The sequence below is a fragment of the Frankia sp. RB5 genome (assembly GCF_059816245.1).
Window position 1 is genome coordinate 1 of the sequence record NZ_JCBATA010000012.1, and the last position, 19256, is coordinate 19256.

At 70.9% G+C, this 19256-nt stretch carries 10 protein-coding genes; 9 read left to right on the forward strand and 1 reads right to left on the reverse strand.

The annotated features are described in order from the left end of the window. The first annotated feature begins 609 nt into the window (after positions 1 to 609). The 9 genes from pglX (at position 610) to AC6EXY_RS08255 (ending at position 18668) form a co-directional block, all read left to right on the forward strand. The gene (pglX, locus tag AC6EXY_RS08215; protein WP_499816447.1) at positions 610 to 4200 is read left to right on the forward strand and encodes a BREX-2 system adenine-specific DNA-methyltransferase PglX; all 3591 of its coding nucleotides are present in this window, start codon (positions 610 to 612) and stop codon (positions 4198 to 4200) included. Between the two features lie 46 nt (positions 4201 to 4246). Further along, positions 4247 to 5443 carry a hypothetical protein gene (locus AC6EXY_RS08220; protein WP_133150621.1) on the forward strand — a complete coding sequence of 399 codons (1197 nt, stop codon included), beginning with the start codon at positions 4247 to 4249 and terminating at the stop codon, positions 5441 to 5443. Between the two features lie 188 nt (positions 5444 to 5631). Further along, the gene (locus AC6EXY_RS08225; protein WP_499816448.1) at positions 5632 to 9678 is read left to right on the forward strand and encodes a DUF6079 family protein; all 4047 of its coding nucleotides are present in this window, start codon (positions 5632 to 5634) and stop codon (positions 9676 to 9678) included. A 71-nt stretch (positions 9679 to 9749) separates the two neighbouring features. Then, positions 9750 to 13019, forward strand: coding sequence for a BREX-2 system phosphatase PglZ (gene pglZ, locus AC6EXY_RS08230; RefSeq protein WP_499816449.1), 3270 nt, complete (start codon positions 9750 to 9752; stop codon positions 13017 to 13019). After that, complete coding sequence (locus tag AC6EXY_RS08235; RefSeq protein ID WP_207770235.1) at positions 13016 to 13261, forward strand: hypothetical protein; 246 nt, start codon at positions 13016 to 13018, stop codon at positions 13259 to 13261. Before pglZ ends, AC6EXY_RS08235 begins: the two co-directional genes overlap by 4 nt. Before the next feature lie 131 nt (positions 13262 to 13392). After that, positions 13393 to 14787, forward strand: coding sequence for a BREX system ATP-binding protein BrxD (gene brxD, locus AC6EXY_RS08240; RefSeq protein WP_101831125.1), 1395 nt, complete (start codon positions 13393 to 13395; stop codon positions 14785 to 14787). After that, on the forward strand, positions 14784 to 17123 hold the full coding sequence (locus AC6EXY_RS08245) for a DEAD/DEAH box helicase (RefSeq protein ID WP_499816450.1): 2340 nt from the start codon (positions 14784 to 14786) through the stop codon (positions 17121 to 17123). Before brxD ends, AC6EXY_RS08245 begins: the two co-directional genes overlap by 4 nt. 417 nt (positions 17124 to 17540) lie before the next feature. Beyond that, positions 17541 to 18260, forward strand: a complete 720-nt coding sequence (locus AC6EXY_RS08250) for a DUF433 domain-containing protein (protein ID WP_101830552.1) — start codon at positions 17541 to 17543, stop codon at positions 18258 to 18260. Between the two features lie 192 nt (positions 18261 to 18452). After that, the gene (locus tag AC6EXY_RS08255; RefSeq protein WP_165818246.1) at positions 18453 to 18668 is read left to right on the forward strand and encodes a hypothetical protein; all 216 of its coding nucleotides are present in this window, start codon (positions 18453 to 18455) and stop codon (positions 18666 to 18668) included. On the opposite strand, the gene AC6EXY_RS08260 is transcribed toward AC6EXY_RS08255, so the two are convergent. Then, positions 18665 to 19234: a phosphotransferase gene (locus AC6EXY_RS08260; protein WP_101830550.1), complete on the reverse strand. Its 570-nt coding sequence runs from the start codon at positions 19232 to 19234 to the stop codon at positions 18665 to 18667. The two genes, AC6EXY_RS08255 and AC6EXY_RS08260, sit on opposite strands and share 4 nt — an antisense overlap. Positions 19235 to 19256: the final 22 nt, after the last annotated feature.

Genomic DNA, 19256 nt, shown 5'->3' on the forward strand with positions numbered 1-19256 from the left:
AGCGGCGTGCCTGTCCTCGTCCCAGCGACACGTGCCCCCACCGTGTCCACCCCGACAGACACCCACGAACAGCGCGCACCCGACGGACGGCATCAACCGGTCACATCGCACACATGAAAGAGCCCTGGGGTTACAGCCCCGCGACCCTCACCCGCCATGAACATGTCCCTGCCGCCCTCGTGGGCCGACCGGACGTAGACAAACAGGCGACTTGACAACCGCGCTTCCTGATGAAATCCCAGGCCACGGTGCCAACCTGGTGCAGGAGCCCGCGATAGCCTCCCGACCTGCCGACACTGTCAAGATCAGGATCTCCTGCAAAATTCTTCGGCATCAGATTCCGTCGTGGAGATATTCAGCGTGTCCGTGCCGACGTCCCGGGAGAATTTTGTCTCTCGCTGTGAGAGGTCAAGCTTGTGCGCTGAACCCACGCTGCCGCCTCGCGTAAGACAACCACACGCGACGAGCCGCCAACGCTGACGGCGATCAAGTAGAAGTCGTCAGGACTGAATCGATCTCCTATTAAGCTCGCCGGGATGTGCTGTCGCCGGACGCCTGCGGCCACGAGTGGTCTGGGGTCCGTGGATCGCTGCGTGGTGGGGGACTTTTGTGATTGATCGGTTGGCGCTACTGAAGGACGCCCAGCGGCAGGTGAAGGCGCTGGAAAAAGACCTGAATGCGCAGGTCAGCGACCTTGCCGAGGTTGGGGAACGGCTGCGGGCGGAGTACGACCGGGCGTTCAAGGTCGGCCGGACTGCGGCGACCTGGTCGGCGTGGTTGGGGGAGCGGGTCACCCAGGCGGCGGTCGCCTGGGTGCTGGGGACCGTGTTCGTCCGCTTCTGCGAGGACAACGGACTGATCGGCGACCCGTTCCTGGCCGGCCCGACGACCGCCCGGCTCACCCTCGCGGAGGAGCGGACCGAGGAGTTCTACCGCCGCAACCCCGACAAGACCGCCCGCGACTGGCTCCTGGCCGCCTTCGGTGAGATCGCCGCGGTGCCGGTCGGCGCCGCCCTGTTCGACGAGCGTCACAACGCCCTCTTCCAGATCCCGCTGTCCCACGACGCCGCCAAGGACCTCATCACCTTCTGGCGTCGCCGCACCGAGACCGGCACCCTGATCCACGACTTCACCGACGACACCTGGGACACCCGCTTCCTCGGCGACCTCTACCAGGACCTCTCCGAGGACATTCGCAAGAAGTACGCCCTCCTTCAGACCCCGGAGTTCGTCGAGGAGTTCATCCTCGACCTCACCCTGACCCCTGCCATCGAGGAATTCGGCTACGACGTCGTCAAGGTCATCGACCCCACCTGCGGCTCCGGCCACTTCCTCCTCGGCGCCTTCCACCGTCTCCTCGCCGAATGGGAAAAGAACGCCCCCGACCGCGACACCTACGAGCGCGTCCGCCTCGCCCTTGACGCCATTCACGGTGTCGACATCAACCCATACGCGACGGCGATCGCGAGGTTCCGCCTAATTCTCGCAGCCCTGCGCTCCGCAGGATGGAAAAACTTGAAGGCGGCGGATGGATACGAATTTCCGCTTCACGTCGCTGTTGGTGACTCACTCCTCAAGAGTCGCCAACTCGACCTATTCGGTGAGAACCGCGACGAGCTCGCGGAGTTCGCTTATGCCACCGAAGATCTCGCCGACCATCCTAACATCCTTGAAGAAGGATGCTATCATGTCGTTGTCGGTAACCCGCCGTACATCACCGTCAAAGACAAAACTCTCAACGGGCTCTACCGCTCGTTGTATGACGCGTGCTCCGGCAAATATGCGCTGTCCGTTCCGTTTGCTCAGCGATTTTTTGAACTGGCCATACCCGCAAACCTGGAGGGTCGGCATGCGGGGCGTATTGGTCAGATAACTGCAAATTCCTTCATGAAGCGTGAATTTGGAAAGGCGCTCATTGAGAGCTTCTTTGCTTCACGTGTGGAGCTGACCCATGTCATTGACACATCGGGTGCATATATTCCTGGTCACGGCACGCCGACAGTGATTCTGATCGGCAGGAAAAACCGGTGGCACCGCGGAGCGAGTATCCGCGCCGTGCTGGGTATCCGCGGCGAGCAGTCGGCTCCTGAAGATGCGAGCCGTGGAGTTGTGTGGCGGGCTATTGTAGATCAGCTGGATAGGCCGGGATCGGAGAGTGAGTGGGTGAGCGTTGTCGAAGTCGAACGCACCCACTTCGACCTACCCCCATGGAATCTCGGGGGCGGGGGAGCTGTTGATCTTCAAGAGCGGATCGAAGCGGCATCGCCCGCCCGTCTGGTGTCAATCCTGACCTCGGCTGGTATCACTGCGGTTACGGGCGAAGATGACCTATATATTCTTCCTAGTCGTCGAGCTGCCCGCAGGCTCGGAATCGAGCAGACGCGACCATTGGTCGTTGGCAACTCAATTCGCGACTATGTTCTTGCTGACCCAGATGACTCAATATGGCCATACCGTGACGATTTCTCGGTCTGTAGCCTTGAGGATATTCCGCGCATCTCCTCGCTGTTTTTTGCATACAGAACGGCCATCTCGAAACGGAAAAGATTTGGCACTCCTATGCTCGCGAAAGGGATGTGCTGGTATGAGTGGCAGGAGATCTATCCCGAAAAGCTTGCTGTCGGATATGGTATACCATTCCCGTTTGTGGCGACCCATAACCACTTCATGTTCGATCGGGGTGGAAAGGTGTTCAAGCAAACCGCTCCGGTATTGAAACTGTCGGCGGATGCCTCGGAGGAGGACCATCTGCGGCTATGTGGTGTTCTGAACAGTTCGATGGCGTGCTTCTGGCTCAAGCAGGTCAGCCATGGAAAAGGAAATGGTGGTGTCAATGAAGGGTTGCGTGGCGACGAATGGGAGGAGTTCTACGAGTTCACCGGAACAAAGCTGCAGGAATTTCCGCTGCCGGGGGAGATGCCTTTGGATCTGGGGCGGGAGTTGGATGGGTTGGGGCAGCGGGTGATGGCGGTGGGGCCGGGGGCGGTGGCGGCGGAGGGGGTGCCGACGCGGGGGCGGTTGGGGGTGGCGCGGGAGGAGTGGGAGGCGACGCGGCGGCGGATGGTGGCGTTGCAGGAGGAGTTGGATTGGCAGGTGTATCGGCAGTACGGGTTGATGGCGGAGGAGCTGACGCTGCCGATGGGGGAGGTGCCGGAGGTTCGGTTGGGGGAGCGGGCGTTCGAGATCGTGTTGGCGCGGAAGATCGTGGCGGGGGAGGAGACATCCGAGTGGTTCAAGCGGCATGGGTCGACGCCGATCACGGAGGTGCCGGAGCACTGGTCGGAGGAGTATCGGGCGGTGGTGGAGAAGCGGATCGCGGTCATGGAGGCGGATCGGAACATCGGGCTGATCGAGCGGCCCGAGTACAAGCGGCGGTGGGCCACCGAGGGGTGGGACAAGCTGCAGGACAAGGCCTTGCGGGACTGGCTGCTCGATCGGCTGGAGGCGCGCGAGTTCTGGTTCGCCGACGTCGACGGGATGATGCAGCCGCGGCTGTGGACCACCGGGCGGCTCGCCGACGAACTGGCGGGTGACGCGGACTTCGTCTCCGTCGCCGAGATCTACCGGCCGGGGGAGGACCTCGCGAAGGTCGTCGCCGGGCTCGTCGAGAATGAGCACGTCCCGTTCCTCGCCGCGCTGCGGTACAAGGACTCCGGCCTGGCGAAGCGGGCCGACTGGGAAGACGTCTGGGACCAGCAGCGGGCCGAGGACGCCGAGACCGACCCGGAGGCGGCGAAGCGGATCCGCGACGCGATCCCCGTCCCGCCGAAGTATGCACAGGCCGATTTCCGGAAGCCGTCCTACTGGCGGGCCCGCGGGAAGCTCGACGTCCCGAAGGAACGGTTCATCTCCTACCCGCCGGCCGGGCCCGACAACGATCCGACGCTGCTCATCGGCTGGGCCGGCTGGGATCACCGCGAGCAGGCCCAGGCGCTGGCCACGCTGATCGTCGAGCGGCAGGACAACGACGGCTGGGACGCCGAACGGCTCACCCCGATTCTCGCCGGACTGCGCGAGGTGATGCCGTGGGTCCGACAGTGGCACAACGACGTCGATCCCCTGTACGACGGTTCACCGGCCGAGGTCTACGACGCCTTCCTCGCCGAGACGATGGGCCGGCACGCCCTCACCGCCGACACCCTCACCGGCTGGCGGCCACCGGCGGCCACCCGAGGCAGAGCGGCGCGACCACGGCGGTAGGGCGCACGGCGGTAGCGGACACGGCGATCACGCAAGGGGGAATGCGATGGCAATCGAGGACAACGAGCCAGGAGACAGCGGGCAGGAAGGGGACGTGCCGCCCCAGGCCATCGCCTGGATGATCGGTCCGGACATCGCACTGGTGCTGGGCGATGAGGCTACTGCCGAATCGGTGGGCGAGCCGCTGTCCGCGTTCTCGCCGCAGATGGCGCGGGCTGTGCTGGCTGGCAACGCCGCTCTGCAGGGGCTGGTCGGCGCCGGGAAGGCGTCGGGGCAGCTCGTGCGGCTCACCGCGGATTCGGCGAAGATGCTTCGAGCCTACGGAGAAACCCTCGACCGGGCCGGTTCGATCTACGCGGTGACGCGCAATGGATCGGGGCAGATCACGAAGCATCTGTCGTTTACGAGAATGCGGACGCTGCCCGCTGCGGCCGCGGCCGGGTCGGCGTTGGGTGCGCTTGCCCTGCAGCTGCAGTTGGAGCACCTCACCCGGCAGTTGACCGAGGTCCAGCAGGCTGTCGGCGGCATTCAGGACCATCTCGTCGACGAGCTCGTCTCCGCCATCGAGAACGATCTCTCTGGGCTCACCGGCGCCTATCAGGCCCTGCACGACACCGGCACCGTCTCGGACGTGGACTGGCCGGGCATCACGCACTACCTCACCGACGCCCAGCAACGGGTCCGCCAGGTGGAGCGGAAGCTGCTGCGCGGCATCGGGGCGATACAGCGCGTCGGGCCGGACAAGGACGAGGACCGCTCCTCGTCCGCCCGGCTCAAGGAGGTCGAGCGGGCCGAGGCCGAGCATCGTCCGCTGCTGTGGCTCGGGCTTTTCCTGAAGGCACAGCAGGCCGTCATGGTGGGCGAAGCCCTGCGCGTCTACCGGCTCGTCGCCGCGGGCGACCCCAACGTGGACGTCCTGACGCAGAGCAGCGAGCAGCGCCTGCGGGAGACGCTCACCGCGATGAGCGATCTGTGCGACCAGGTGGAGAACGCGATCGCCTACGCGGGCACCCAGGATCTCTCGGAGGCGAACCGCCGGCTGCCACCGCAGCTGTCCCGCAGGCTCGACCCGCTGTGGCAGGGCCTGCCCGCGTCGGTACGCCGGGACAGAAGCTCCGAGCTGGCACAAAGAGTCGGCGACCTCCGCGCCCGCATCGCTCCGGTGATCGAGCGGATCCGCACCGTGGTGGCTGCCAGCGGCCGCGCGGTGACGTCGTCGGACGGACGGCCGTCAGCACCCTGACCGGCCACCACTCCGAGCCGCCACCCCGCTGAGTGGCCGCCACTCTGAGCCGCTCAGCCCTCGCCCCACTACTCTCCACCGGGCATAGTCGAATACGTACGATCCGACCACGGATTGCCGTCGGATGATCCGTTTCCGCACCCGTCTCCGCACACGCGCCCGCACGACCTGACCCGAGGTGCCGCCGCATGACCAGTCCGTCGTCCTCCCAGCCGCTGCTGCGCGAGGTCATCGACATTCCGACCCGGACGTCCGACGGCGACTTCGTCCTCAAGCTCACCGAGGGCGTCGCCGACGCCGCGGCGACGATGCGCGACTACGTCCTGACTCCCCGGCTCGTCGGCAACTTCGACGAGGCGCTCGGCCTGATCGCCCAGGCGGTGACCGCCAGCCAGTCGAAGGGCATCTACCTGCACGGATCGTTCGGCTCCGGCAAGTCGCACTTCATGGCGGTGCTGCACGCGCTGCTGCGCGGTGAACCCGCGGCCCGCGGCATCGACGATCTGGCGGCCGTGCTCGGCAAGCACGACGCGGAGCTGGCCGGCAAGAAGTTCCTGCTCGTTCCGTTCCACCTGCTGGGGGCGAAGTCGATCGAGCAGCGGGTCCTCGGCGGCTACGCCGACCACCTGCGCGCCCTGCACCCGGGCGCGCCCGTCCCGGCCGTGCACCGGGCCGAGGCGCTGCTCGACGAGGCGCGCAACATCCGGGCCCGTGTCGGCGACGCCACCTTCCTCGCCGAGCTGAACGGCGCCGGCGCCGGCGCGGGCAGCGGCGCGCCGCTCGGACAGCACGGCGACGATGACGGCGCTGACGGCGGCGAGGACGAGTGGGGCGACGCCTCGTGGACGCCGGCCGTGCTCGACGGGGCGCTCGACCCGAGCGCCCCGGACGCGGACTCCCGCCGCCGGCTCGTCTCCGACCTGCTGACCACCTGGTTCGCGAACACCTACCGCGACCTGCGCGAGGACGCCGAGGGTTTCATCTCGCTGGACGCCGGCCTCACCGAGATCGCCCGGCACGCCAGGGAACTCGGCTACGACGCCGTCATCCTCTTCCTCGACGAACTGATCCTCTGGCTCGCGAACAACATGGGTGACATGGCCTTCGTGTCCCGCGAGGTGCAGAAGGTCACGAACTTCGTCGAGGGCGGGCTCGGCGCCCGGCCGGTCCCGGTCGTCAGCTTCATCGCCCGGCAACGGGACCTGCGCGAACTCGTCGGCGAGCAGGTCGCGGGCGACGTGCGGCTGTCGTTCCTCGACGTTCTCACCCTCGCCGACGGCCGGTACGACAAGATCGTGCTGGAGGATCGCAACCTGCCGCTCATCGCCAACCGGCGGCTGCTGCGCCCGCGCGACGCGAACGCCGAGGCCGCGATCGCCCGGGCGTTCGAGACGACGGCGAAGGTCCGTGCCGAGGTGTGGGACACGATGCTCGGCGGCAGCGAGCAGCTCGGCGCCGACCGGGACGCGTTCCGGCTGTCCTACCCGTTCAGCCCGGCGTTCATGGACACCCTGGTGCACGTCTCGTCCGCCCTGCAGCGCAACCGGACGGCGCTCAAGCTCATGCGCCAGCTCCTCGTCGACCACCGCGACGACCTGCGCCTCGGTCAGGTCGTCCCGCTCGGTGACCTGTGGGACGTCATCACCCGCGGCGCCGACACGCCGTTCACCGACGTCCTCAAAGCCGAGTTCGACGCGGCGCAGAAGCTGTACTCCCGCAAGCTGCGCCCCTACCTGCTCGACGCCGAAGGACTCGACGAGGACATCCTCGCCGCGGTTCGCCGTGCCCGGACGACGTCCGACGCCATCGACGCGGCGCTCGCGACGAAGGTCCGGCGGTTCACGGCCGACGACCGGCTGGTCAAGACACTGCTGTTGTCCGCGCTCGCGCCGAGCGTTCCGGCGCTGCGCAACCTGACTCCGCGGCGCCTGTCCGCGCTCAACCACGGCAGCATCAGCAGCCCCATCCCCGGCGGCGAGGCGGGGCTCGTCGGCAAGAAGGTCGAACGTTGGGCCGGTCAGTTCGGCGAGATCAAGTACCTGCCGGTCAAGGGCGGTGATCCGGGCGTCGGCCTGGAGCTCGTCGACGTGGAGGTCGACAGCATCCTCAACTCCGCCGTCGCCTACGACAGCGTCGGCAACCGGCGTGCGCTGGTCCGCCGGCTGCTCGTCGACGAGCTCGGCGTGACCGTCACCGACGACGTCTACGGCGACCGGCTCGACCTGGTCTGGAAGGGCAGCAAGCGCTCCGCGGAGGTCATCTTCGGCTCGGCTCGCGGCCGCGACCTGCGCGACGATCAGCTTGCCCCGCTGGACCCGCAGTCCTGGCGACTCGTCGTCGACTACCCGTTCGACGACCACGACGAGGGTCCGGCCTACGCCCGGGCGCGCGTCGAACGGCTGCGCGGCGCGGGCGTGCAGCATCGGACGGTCTGCTGGATCCCCGCGGACCTGACCGGCGCGCGCCTCGCCGACCTCGGCATGCTGGTCCGCCTGGACCATCTGCTCGCCGGGGGTGCGCACCGGTTCGACAGCCACGCCCAGCACCTGAGCGCCGACGACCGCCAGCGCGCCCGCGGTGTCCTGAAAAGCCGTCACGACGCGCTGCTGACCAAGACCCGAACCGTGCTGCGCTCGGCCTACGGGCTGATCTCCAAGGACGAACAGGACGTCACCGCCGACTACACCGACCACCTGCGGACCCTGTGGCCGGGGCTGAACCCGGCGCTGCCCGGCGGCGCGTCCTTCCGCGAGGCGGGCCAGCGCCTCGTCGGCGACCTGCTCGCCGACCAGTTCCCCGGCCATCCCGACCTCGACCCGGACCGGACCGGCGTCTCCGTCCGACCGGCCGACCTGCGGACCGTCCTCGGGTACGTGACGAAGGCGGCGGAGGCCGACGGCGGATCCGTCGAGGTCGCCAAGACCGACCGGGTCGCGGTCCGGCGGATCGCACCGGCGCTGGGGCTCGGCGTCATGCACGAGGTCCGCTTCGAGCTGGGACGAGACTGGGTCGACCACTTCACCCGCCGCGCCGCCCAGACGGCGGCCGACGGCGGCGCCGAGGAGGAGCTGCGGGTCAGCGACCTGCTGGGCTGGATCGACGAGCCCAGGCCACGCGGGCTCGACCCGGCGGTGGCGCACCTCGTCGTCGCCGCGTTCGCCGAGCAGACCGACCGGGCGTGGTACCGCCACGGCGGCCTGCTCTCGCCGCCCCCGGAGCTGCAGGCGATCACCCGGGACATGACACTGCGCGAGCAGCCGCTACCCGCCGCCGCCGACTGGGCCGCCGCGGGCGAGCGGTCCCAGCTCATCTTCGGGGTGCGCCCGCCCGCCCTGCTGCGCGGCAGGCTGCTACGCACCTTCGCGGAGGAGCTCGTCGGGAAGGCGCGGTCGACCCGGCCGGCGTGCGAGGAGCTGGTCAGCGCCCTGGAACGGCGGGCCGACGGACTCGGGCTCGACCGGAGCACCGGCCTTGCCGCGTCCACCGAGTCGGCCGCGGACGGCGTCACAGCAGGGCGCTTGCGCACCGCGTGGGCCGCCCGCGACCTGGTCCAGGCACTGACCGACGCCAGGTCCGGGGCGGAGCTGGTCCGCCGCCTCGCCCGCGCCGACCTCGCCGGACCGGCCAAGCGGCTGAACGTGAGCATCGGCCGCGCCCACGACGTGGCCGCTGCCATCAGGGCGGCACCCTGGGACGAGACCTTCGTCCTCATCGACGGCCTGCCCGAGCCCCACCAGGCCAGAGCCCAGGAGATCCTCGGGCAGATCCGGGCCGCCGGCTCCGCCGACGAGCTGACCACCCCGCTCGCCGCGGTGCTCGCCACCGCCCGCGCCGAGGCCACCGCACTGCTGCGTCGCGCCACACGAACGCCGACCCCACCCCCCACGCCGCTCGGCGCCGGCGGTGATGCCGGCACCACCACGGGTCCCCGGCGGCCGGTCGGGCTCCCGCCGTCCGGCACCACCACCGTCATTGGCGCCCCACACGTTCTTGGCACCCCTCCCGTCGGCGGCACCACGCACGTCATCGATCCCCCGACCGTCGGTGTCGGCGGTGTCGGCGGTGTCGGTGTCGGTGTCGGTGTCGGCGGGGAAGCGGGCGCGGGGGCTGGTCGAGGTGCCGTGCGGCAGTGGCGGGTCCGGATCGCGGACCTCGACCGGGCGCTCGCCGAGGTGCGCGAGCACGCGGGCGACCAGCCGGGCGAGGTCGAGATCGTCTGGAGGCCGGCACCGTGAACCTGCTGTCGTCCCCGCCCGACGGCGGCCTGGCGGGCGGGCCCGGTCCGACGGGCGTTGGAGCTCCGCGGGTGACCCCCGCGATCCTGTTGAACCGTGTCAGCCGGCTACGGCGCGGCGCGCAGAACGGCGACGGCGACCAGCCCCGGGTCCTGCTCGTCCGGGCCCAACCCGAGTGGCCGGCGCCGCGGGAACTCGACGTCGCCGGCCGGCACGTCCGGGTGGTGCCCTGCGTGTCGGCGCTCGCCGTCCTCGAACAGGTCACCTGCTGGGCGCGGGATCCGGTCGAGGACGGCTGGCTGGTGCTGCTGACCGACGCCGACGAGGACGATCTCGGCGACTCCGTCCTGGCCCAGGTCCACCGGCAGCGGGTCGACATCCTCGAGCCCTGGATCGCCGTCCTCGAGGATTTCGGTGCCAACCAGGCCGACCCGCGGCTGCGAGCCCCCGAGCATCGCTGGGTGGCGCAGGCTCTGCTGGAGGCCCGCCCGCCGGCCGGCTGGCCGCGTCGACCCGGCGGCCAGCTCACCCGGGAGGACGCGCTCGCGGAACTGGCGGCCGTCCGCCTCGGCCTGACCGGACTGGGCCTGGGCGCCGCCGACCTGGACATCGCCACGTTGCTGCGCTGGAGTGCGTCCCCCGGCGCGGTCGACGCGCTGCGCCGCCTCGGCGACGAGGAACGCGCCGGCCTCACCGGCTACCTGGCCGAGCGGACCGGCCGCGCGGGGCGCGCCCTGGTCACTCTGCTCGCCGCGGGCAACGGCGACCGGGCCCTCGCCCTCGGGCTGGTCTGTGACTGCCTGTGGCCCGCCCGCGAGCGCGACGCGGCCGCCCCCCCGGCGCCGGCCGGGACGGGCCCCGCAGCGCGCGGCGCGGCGGTCGGCGGTGCGGCCGGGGACATCGCCGCCCTCGAGCGGGCCAGGGCACGGGTCGAGAGGTTCTTCGGCGACGTGCGCCTGGACGACGCGATCATGCGCGCGTTCGCCGACGCGGTCCGCGAGGTGGTGACGACGGCGCTGGCGTCGGCCCGGCCGGGTGCCGGCCGGCTCGGCCTCGTGCCGCCGGACTCCGCGTCGTCCACGCTGCACCCGCAGGACGAGATCCCGGCGCTGCTCGACGTGGCGGAGCGGCTGCTCGACACCATCGACGCCCGCGCGGCCGGTGCCGCGAGCGACATCCTGCGGGCCGGGTTCGACCACCGGCTGGCCGGTGTCGCCACCACCATCCGTGACGTTCTCACCGCCGCCGAGGCCGGCGTCGACCGCACCCTGCTCGCCCGGGCGGCCCACGACGTCGTCACCGCGGTCGGTTCGCTGCGCGCGCACCTGCTGTCCGCCGTCGAGCGTCCCGAGGTGGAACGGGCCGTGATGGCCGCCCGGCTCGTCGGCTGGCTCGTCCGCCAGCCCACGGGCTCGCTCGCCGCCACACCCCCCTCGACCCGGCAGCGAACCGACCGGGAGCGTGCGGGTGTGCCGACGACGCTGCCCGACGCTCTGGACGCCCATCTCGACGACGGCGCCTGGGCCGACATCGCCCTCGGCCACCTGGCGGCCGGGGCTCCCGCCCCCGCGATCGGCACGGTGTACGGCGACCTCTACCGGGTGGCGGCCCGGCGTCGCCGCACCCTCGACGAGGCCTTCGCACGGCTGCTCGCCGTGTGGACGACGACGGCCGGGCTCACCGCGGCGAGGCCCAAGCGGCCACTGACCGTCGAGGACATCCTCGACCGGGTGGTGGCGCCGGTGGTGACCAGCCACGGGGGCCGGGCGCTGCTGGTCGTGCTCGACGGGATGAACGCCGCGCTCGCCGCCCAGCTCGCGGCCGAGCTGCGCCGCGAGCGGTGGGAGGAGTGCGACCCGCTCGGCCCCCACCTCGAGGAGCCTCACCCCGGCGAAGCACCCGCCCCCGCCCGGCGGCGGGCGGCCGTCGCCGTGCTTCCGACCGTCACCGCCGCCTCGCGGACCTCACTGCTCGCCGGGCGTCTCATCACCGGCGACAAGGCCAAGGAAACCCTCGAGTTCGAAGGCCATCCCCGCTGGGGCCGGCGGGCCGCCCGGCTGTTCCACCACGCCGACCTGGCCGGAGCACCCGGGGCCGCGCTCGACGGAGAACTCACCGAGGCGCTGACCTCGAACACTCCCCTGGTCGCGGTCGTGATCAACACGATCGACGACATGCTGGACCGCGGCCGTCAGCGAGACGACGGCGGCTGGGGCCTCACCGACGTCGGTCGGCTGCAGGCGGTGCTGGGCTACGCCCGTACCGCCGGCCGGGCCGTCATCCTCACCAGCGACCATGGCCACGTTCTCGATCACGGCGCCGAGGCGCTGTCCGCCGTCGACGCCGTCTCGGCCCGACACCGCGTTGCCGACAAGGTCGACGAGCAGCCCCGGGGCGACGGCGAGCCGCGGGATGGTGAGGTGGAACTGGCCGGGCCGCGGGTGCTCGCGCCTGGCGGGCGGATCATCGCCCTCTGGGATCCGGCGCGGCACTACCTGGGCCGCCACGGCGGCTATCACGGCGGCGCGTCGCCGGCTGAGGTGACCGTGCCCGTCCTGGCGTTCCTGCCGTTCCACCCGACCCCGGCGTCGGGGAGCCGAGGTCTGCCGCCCGGCTGGCGTCCGCTGCCCGACCAGCGTCCCGACTGGTGGTCGCTGGAAACCGCGGACCCGCTGCGCAGACTCGGCGGTGACACGCTGCTGATCGGCCCCCGCTCCGCCTCGGGGTCGGCGTCCGCCTCGGGGCGACGGCCGGCATCGGACGAGGGGACGATGCTGGTCCCGACGCGCAGGCGCCGCAGGTCCGCCGAGGAACAGACCGGCCCGGCGCTGTTCGAGCTCCCTCAATCCGCCCCCAGCGTGGCCGGCGACGAGCCATCAGGCGCGAGGCCGGCAGGCGGGAAGCCGCCGAACGGGGAGCCGTCGAGCGGGGAGCCGTCGAGCGGGGAGTCCTCCGTCGCGGAGCGCGCCCTGACGCGGTCGCCGTCAGCCCCGGTGTCCGCCTCGCCTGCCGCCCCCCGGCAGGACTCGCTCGATGCTCTGGTCGCGGCCCTTCTCGCCGCCGAGCTGTTCCAGTCGCAGCTCGACGGGCTGGCCCGCAAGGTGCCGGTGGCGAAGGTGGAGGCGGCGGTGCGGGCGCTGCTCGACGCGAACGGCACCCTTGCCACCAGCGTCGTCGCCGAACGCGCCGGTGAACGCCCAGCGCGGGCCGGCGGTTTCGCGGTGACCCTGCAGCGCCTGTTCAACATCGACAACTACCCGGTGCTGGAGCCGATCGACGACGGACACACCCTGCGCCTCAACATCGACCTCCTCCGGGCCCAGTTCGGCCTGCCCGGGTGAGGTGCCCTCGCGGCGCGACACTCGGCCGTACGCGATGTCATCGTGGGCGGGGCCCACAGGCGGGCGATCCCCTACCTGCCGGGCTCGCCCAGCTCGACCGCTACCTCGACCGCCTCGGCCTGACCACCGGCACCCTCGTCATCTTCGACCGCCGTCCGAACGCCCCCGACATCACCGACCGCACCGCCCTCCACACCGCCACCACCCCGGCCGGACACGCCGTCACCCTTCTCCGGGCGTGACGCGCGGCCGGGGCGTCCGGCTGTCAGATCGGAAGCACCTGGCTCCGTGATGTCCGGGCCTTGAGCACGGCGGAAAGCGAATCCGGGAGAATGGCGGGATTCGGGCGCTGGCGACGGATTCGGGGGCGGGCGTGAGCGGCGAGACCGGGCAGGTCAGCGCGGCGCGGCGGCGTGACGTGCTGGACGCGCTGCGGCGCGGGGCGGTGCCGTCGGCCGGGCTGGACCTGCTCGCGGTCGGGCTGGAGCGGTTCGAGCGGGTCGCCGGTGAGGACCTCGCCGCCGTCACCGCCGGCGGGTCGGTGTTCAAGGCGGTCCGCGGCGAGTACGGCTCCGGCAAGACGTTCTTCTCCCGCTGGCTCGCCGATCGGGCGCGCAGGGCCGGGCTCGCCACCGCCGAGGTGCAGATCTCGGAGAACGAGACGCCGCTGCACCGGCTGGAGACGGTCTATCGCCGTCTCATCGAGCGGCTGACGACCTCGACGTTCCCGCCGAGCGCCCTGCGCCAGGTCGTCGACGGCTGGTTCTACGCGCTGGAGGAGGACGTCCTGGCCGCGGACGAGGCGGCGGGCGTCAGCGCCGAGGCGCTCGACCGGGCCGTCGGCGACCTGCTCGACCGGCGCCTGGCGGAGGTCGGCCGGACCGCGCCGGCCTTCGCGGCGGCGCTGCGCGGCTACCGGGCGGCGCTGGGCGCCGCAGACGAGGCGACCGCGGCGGCGGTGCTCAGCTGGCTCGGTGGTCAGCCGCACGTCGCGGCGGCCGCCCGACGGGCCGCCGGGGTGCGCGGCGACCTCGACCACTTCGGGGCCCTCGGGTTCCTGCAGGGCCTGCTGGTCGTGCTGCGCGACAGCGGGTTCCGGGGGCTGCTCCTCGTCCTCGACGAGGTCGAAACCCTCCAACGGGTCCGGTCCGACGCCCGCGACAAGGCCCTCAACGCGCTGCGCCAGCTGATCGACGAGGTCCACAGCGGCCGCTTTCCCGGCTTGTTCCTCGTCATCACCGGGACGCCCGCCTTCTACGACGGCCCGCAGGGGGTGGCGCGGCTCGCCCCCCTCGCGCAGCGCCTGGCGACCGACTTCACCGCCGACCCCCGCTTCGACAATCCGCGGGCCGCGCAGCTGCGCCTGGCCGGCTTCACCGAGGCGTCGCTGGTCGAACTCGGCGGGCGGGTCCGGCACCTGTACGCCGACGGCTCGTCGGGGGAGGCGGCGGGACGGATCGAGACGCTGGTCGACGACGCCTATCTCGCGGAGCTGGCCGCCGCGGTCGCCGGGCGGCTCGGTGGGAAGGTGGGCGTCGCGCCCCGGCTCTTCCTGAAGAAGCTCGTCGGGGACGTGCTCGACCGCGTCGACCAGTTCGACGACTTCGACCCCCGCCGCGACTACCCGCTCACCATCGCGTCGGCCGAGCTGACCGATCTGGAACGCAACGCCGCCCGCGGGGCGACCCGTGCCGACGACATCGATCTCGATCTCGAGACGGGTGCCGACGCCGACCACGGCGCGGGCGCCGAGCTGGACCGGGCGTGACGATCGACCGGTCCGTACCCGCGTCGACGCCGGCTTCCGCGTCGACGCCGGCTTCCGCGTCCACGCCGGCGGCCGAGCCGGTGGATCTGCTGCACCCGGTGGTGGTGCACCACATCGTGAACAGCCTCGGGTGGCCGGGGCTGCGGCCGTTGCAGGAGGCGGCGGTCGCGCCGCTGCTGGCCGGGGCGGACGCGCTACTGCTCGCGCCGACCGCCGGCGGCAAGACGGAGGCGGCGGCGTTCCCGATACTGTCGCGGATGGCCGTCGAGAACTGGCAGCGGACGTCGGTGCTGTACCTGTGCCCCCTCAAGGCGCTGCTGAACAACCTGGCCCCCCGGCTCGAGACCTACACCGGCTGGCTCGGCCGTCGGGCCGCCGTCTGGCATGGCGACGTGGCGCAGTCCCGACGCGACCGGATCCGCCGCGACCAACCCGACGTCCTGCTCACCACGCCGGAGTCGCTCGAGGCGATGCTCGTCAGCGTCCGCACCGACCATCGTCGCTTCTTCGCCGGCGTGCGTGCCGTGATCGTCGACGAGGTCCACGCCTTCGCCGGCGACGACCGGGGCTGGCACCTGCTGGCGGTCCTGGAGCGGCTGCGCCGGACCATCGCCGGCGCATCGCTGGTTGACCGGCAGGCTGACGCTGCCGACGCGCCCGCCGGTCCGGTCGTCGCATCACAGCAGGATCTGCAGGTCATCGGCCTTTCGGCGACCGTCGGGAATCCGGCCGAGCTGTTGAGCTGGCTGCAGGGCTCGGGCGCGGGCCACCGCCCGGCCCGAGTGGTCGCTCCCGACCTGGCGTCCTGGCCCGCGCCGTCGACCCCAGGCGTTGCGCGGAACGCGTCCGACGCGCGCGGCGCCTCCGATTCGTCTCCGGCGCCGATCCTGCCGGCGCCCGCGGGGGACGTCGAGCTGGACCATGTCGGGTCGGTGGTGAACGCGGCGAAGGTGATCGCGGCGTTGCACCGGGGCGAGAAACGGCTCGTGTTCGCCGACTCGAAGAAGACCGTCGAGGAGCTCGGCCAGGCGCTGCGGGCCCTCGGCGTGACGACGTACCTCTCCCACGCGTCGCTGTCCGCCGAGGAACGGCGTCGGTCCGAGGAGGCGTTCACCGAAGCCCGGGACTGTGTGATCGTCGCGACCAGCACCCTGGAACTCGGCATCGACGTCGGTGATCTCGACCGCGTCATCCAGATCAACGCGCCGACGACCGTCGCGTCGTTCCTGCAGCGCCTCGGCCGCACCGGCCGCCGGCCGGGCACGACCCGCAACTGCCTGTTCCTCGCCCTCGGCGACACCGGTCTCGTGCACGCCGCGGGGCTGCTGACGCTGTGGGGACGCGGCTTCGTCGAACCGGTGGTCGCGCCACCGGAGCCGCGGCACATCATCGCCCAGCAGCTGCTCGCCTACTGCCTGCAGGAGCATCGCGTCGGCGACCGGACGTGGGCGGATGAGTGGAACGGCCTCGCGCCCTTCGACCACACCGCCGAACCGATCGTGCGCCACCTCGTCCGGGCCGGCTACCTGGATGCGGACGGCGGCATGCTGTTCGTCGGCCCCGAGGCGGAACGACGCTTCGGCCACCGGCACTTCTCCGAGCTCACCGCCGTGTTCACCGCCGCGCCCGAGTTCACCGTGCTGCACGGCCGCGACGAGGTCGGCCGCACCGACCCGGTGCTGCTCACCGAGGTCGTCGAGGGCCCGCGTCTGCTGCTGCTCGCCGGTCGCAACTGGCGGGTCACCCACATCGACTGGAAACGTCGCCGCTGCTTCGTCGAACCCGCCGATCGCGGCGGTCGCGCCCGCTGGTTGGCCTCCGGCGACGCCGCGACGTCGTTCGCGCTGGCCAGGGCGATGCGCGACGTCCTGCTCGGCGCGGACCCGCCGGTCGCGCTCACCCGCCGAGCCACGCGGCGGCTCGCCGCCGTCCGCGACGAGCACCTCGACGTCGTCCACCCCGGCGGAACGATGATCGCCCGCACCGACGACCTGACCGATGTCCACTGGTGGACCTGGGCCGGACAGCGCGCCAACCGCACGCTGGTCGCGAGCCTCGGCGACCTCGCCGACCCCCTCCAGCACGCCAACGCCGCCTACCTGCGCCTGCGATCCGACCTGACCCCCGCCACCTGGAAGGCCGCGACCGCCGACCTCGACACCCGGCTGTGCCTGCCCCACGTCACCGCCGAGGCGATGGCCGGCCTCAGGTTCTCCGCCGCCCTGCCACCCCGCCTCGCCGAAGCCACCCTCGCCACCCGCCTCGCCGACCTCCCCGCCGCCACCACCGTCCTGCGCGAACCCGTCCGCTTCACCACCCTCCCCGCCCTCCGGTGATCTTCGTGTGTTGGCGCGCCGCTGGGTGTGGCCGCGTTCCGGCAGTGTCGTGGCGGTCCGTGTCGCGAACTGTGGGGCAAACCGGACACGAAACCGCGACTTCGCGACACGGAACCACTGCCCCCCGCACGCCCTTCCCATCGGTGGGAAGTCCGCCCGAAATGCCGCTTACGGGAAACCGTCGATCCCGGTGCCGATCACGGCGTCGAGCCTCACGGCTTGTTCAGCAGCACGTGGAACGCCCGCTCTGCCCAGACTGTCGGCCGACTCAGCCTCATGACAGCGATCAACGGTGCTACGGAGGACTACATCTCGGGCGGCGATGGCTGAGTACGGTGGAGGGAGTGGTGGATCAACAACGTGATCAGGTGACCGGCGAGGGCCATGCCGGTGAGGACGTCCGAGGGGAGGCGGGGCATGACCGATGATCCAGCACGTTTTCGTGTGCCGCTCTACAGCGTGGCTGAGGCTGGCCGCTATCTGGGGGTACCCGCATCCACCTTCGCGGCGTGGGCTTACGGCTACGTCCTGAGACGGCCCGGTGGATCTGCCGTGCACGGCGATCCGATCGTGACGGTCCGGCCGCGTTCCACCCCTGGTGCGGCTGTTGTGCCGTTCGTTGGTCTTGCCGAAGGGCTTGTCCTGGCTGCGATCCGCCGGGCCGGCGTTCCCCTGCAGCGCATCCGGCCCGCGCTCGCCCGGTTGGCTGACGAACTCGGCATCGAACATGTTCTTGCCTCGCGGGCGCTGTACACGGATGGCGCCGAGGTGCTTTACGATTTTGCGGAGAGCCATGGCGATTCTCCTGAAGCCCGTGGGGCCCGAGAACTGGTCGCGGTGCGACACGGGCAGCGGGTATTCGGTGAGATCGTCGAGTCCTATCTGCGGCGGGTGGAGTTCGCGGAGGATGGGTATGCGCGGCTCATCAGTCTGCCTCAGTATCCGCGTGCGAGCGTGGTTGTGGACCCCGCGCGCGGATTCGGGCAGCCGATCTTCGCCAGGGGTGGTGCCCGTCTCGAAGATGCCCTGGGGCGCTTTCGGGCCGGCGAACCCCTTGCCGATGTCGCTGCGGAGTTCGGAGGTCCCCCAGACGATCTGGAGGACGCCGTGCGTATCGCCACCGGAACTGCCGCCTGATGACGCATCCCGTCGGGTTGCCGCATGTGTTCGTCGATCGGAGCCTCGGGCGTATAGCCGTGCCTCGGCTGTTACGTGGGGCCGGCATCCAGCTTACGACGCTGGCTGAGTATTATGGAATTCCGCAGGACGAGGACATCGCCGATGTCACGTGGCTGGCTGACACCGCCCGTCCTGGGGTGGGTGGCCTTCATGAAAGACGAACGCATCCGGCGCCGTCCCGCCGAGCAGCGGGCTGTCCTTGATTTTCAAGCGCGCTGCTTCTATCTCACACGGCAGAATCTCCCCGGCCCGGAGATGGCCCGCTGGCTCCTGGCCAATCTGGACGCTATTGTCGCGGCATGCGCGGATGACGGTCCGTTTCTCTATGCCGTCCATGCAAACCAGATCAAGAAGATGACTATTTAGGTTGTTGGAATTGTAGAGTTCACCAAGGGTGGCGTGTCCGTGACGGTGGATCTCGCGATCGGCTTGACGGCCGGATCGAGGCCGGTCTGGCCGACTCGCAGCCGCGCGACATGCATGGCCTGTGGGCTCAGCGTGTAAGAGTCAGGCGGCCTTGGAGCCGCATATTCGCCGTGGAACGCCGCCCAGCGGGCGGCAGCATGATCCCCGAGTGCGCGGGACAGACCCGCTCCCACGGCGGACGTTGACCCGCCGGCTCGCATGATCCCCGAGTGCGCGGGACGGACCCTTGCTGAGCCGGCCCGGTGGATCGCGACGAGCGCCTCGGCGAGCCCGAGAGCGAGCGTCGAGAGCAGCCGCGCGTCGAGCGGGCCGGCCGCCCTGACCAGCTCGTGCAGGCTGGGGCCGGGGATGTATTCGGTCGCCAGCCACGGTTGGGGGGAGTCGGCGTCGCTGGCGAGAACGGCGGCGGTGCACTGGGCGCGGACGGCCCGGCAGGCCGCTACCTCCCGGCGGAACCGCGCTCGAAAGTCCGCGTCGTCGGCGATCTCCTCCCGGACGAGTTTCACGGCGGCGGGCTGCCCCGCGCTG

Excerpts from the sequence above, each read along its gene's own strand:
- AC6EXY_RS08220 (WP_133150621.1), top strand. The coding sequence starts at position 4,247 with ATGGCAATCGAGGACAACGAGCCAGGAGACAGCGGGCAGGAAGGGGAC.
- AC6EXY_RS08225 (WP_499816448.1), top strand. The coding sequence starts at position 5,632 with ATGACCAGTCCGTCGTCCTCCCAGCCGCTGCTGCGCGAGGTCATCGAC.
- AC6EXY_RS08250 (WP_101830552.1), top strand. The coding sequence starts at position 17,541 with ATGACCGATGATCCAGCACGTTTTCGTGTGCCGCTCTACAGCGTGGCT.
- AC6EXY_RS08255 (WP_165818246.1), top strand. The coding sequence starts at position 18,453 with ATGAAAGACGAACGCATCCGGCGCCGTCCCGCCGAGCAGCGGGCTGTC.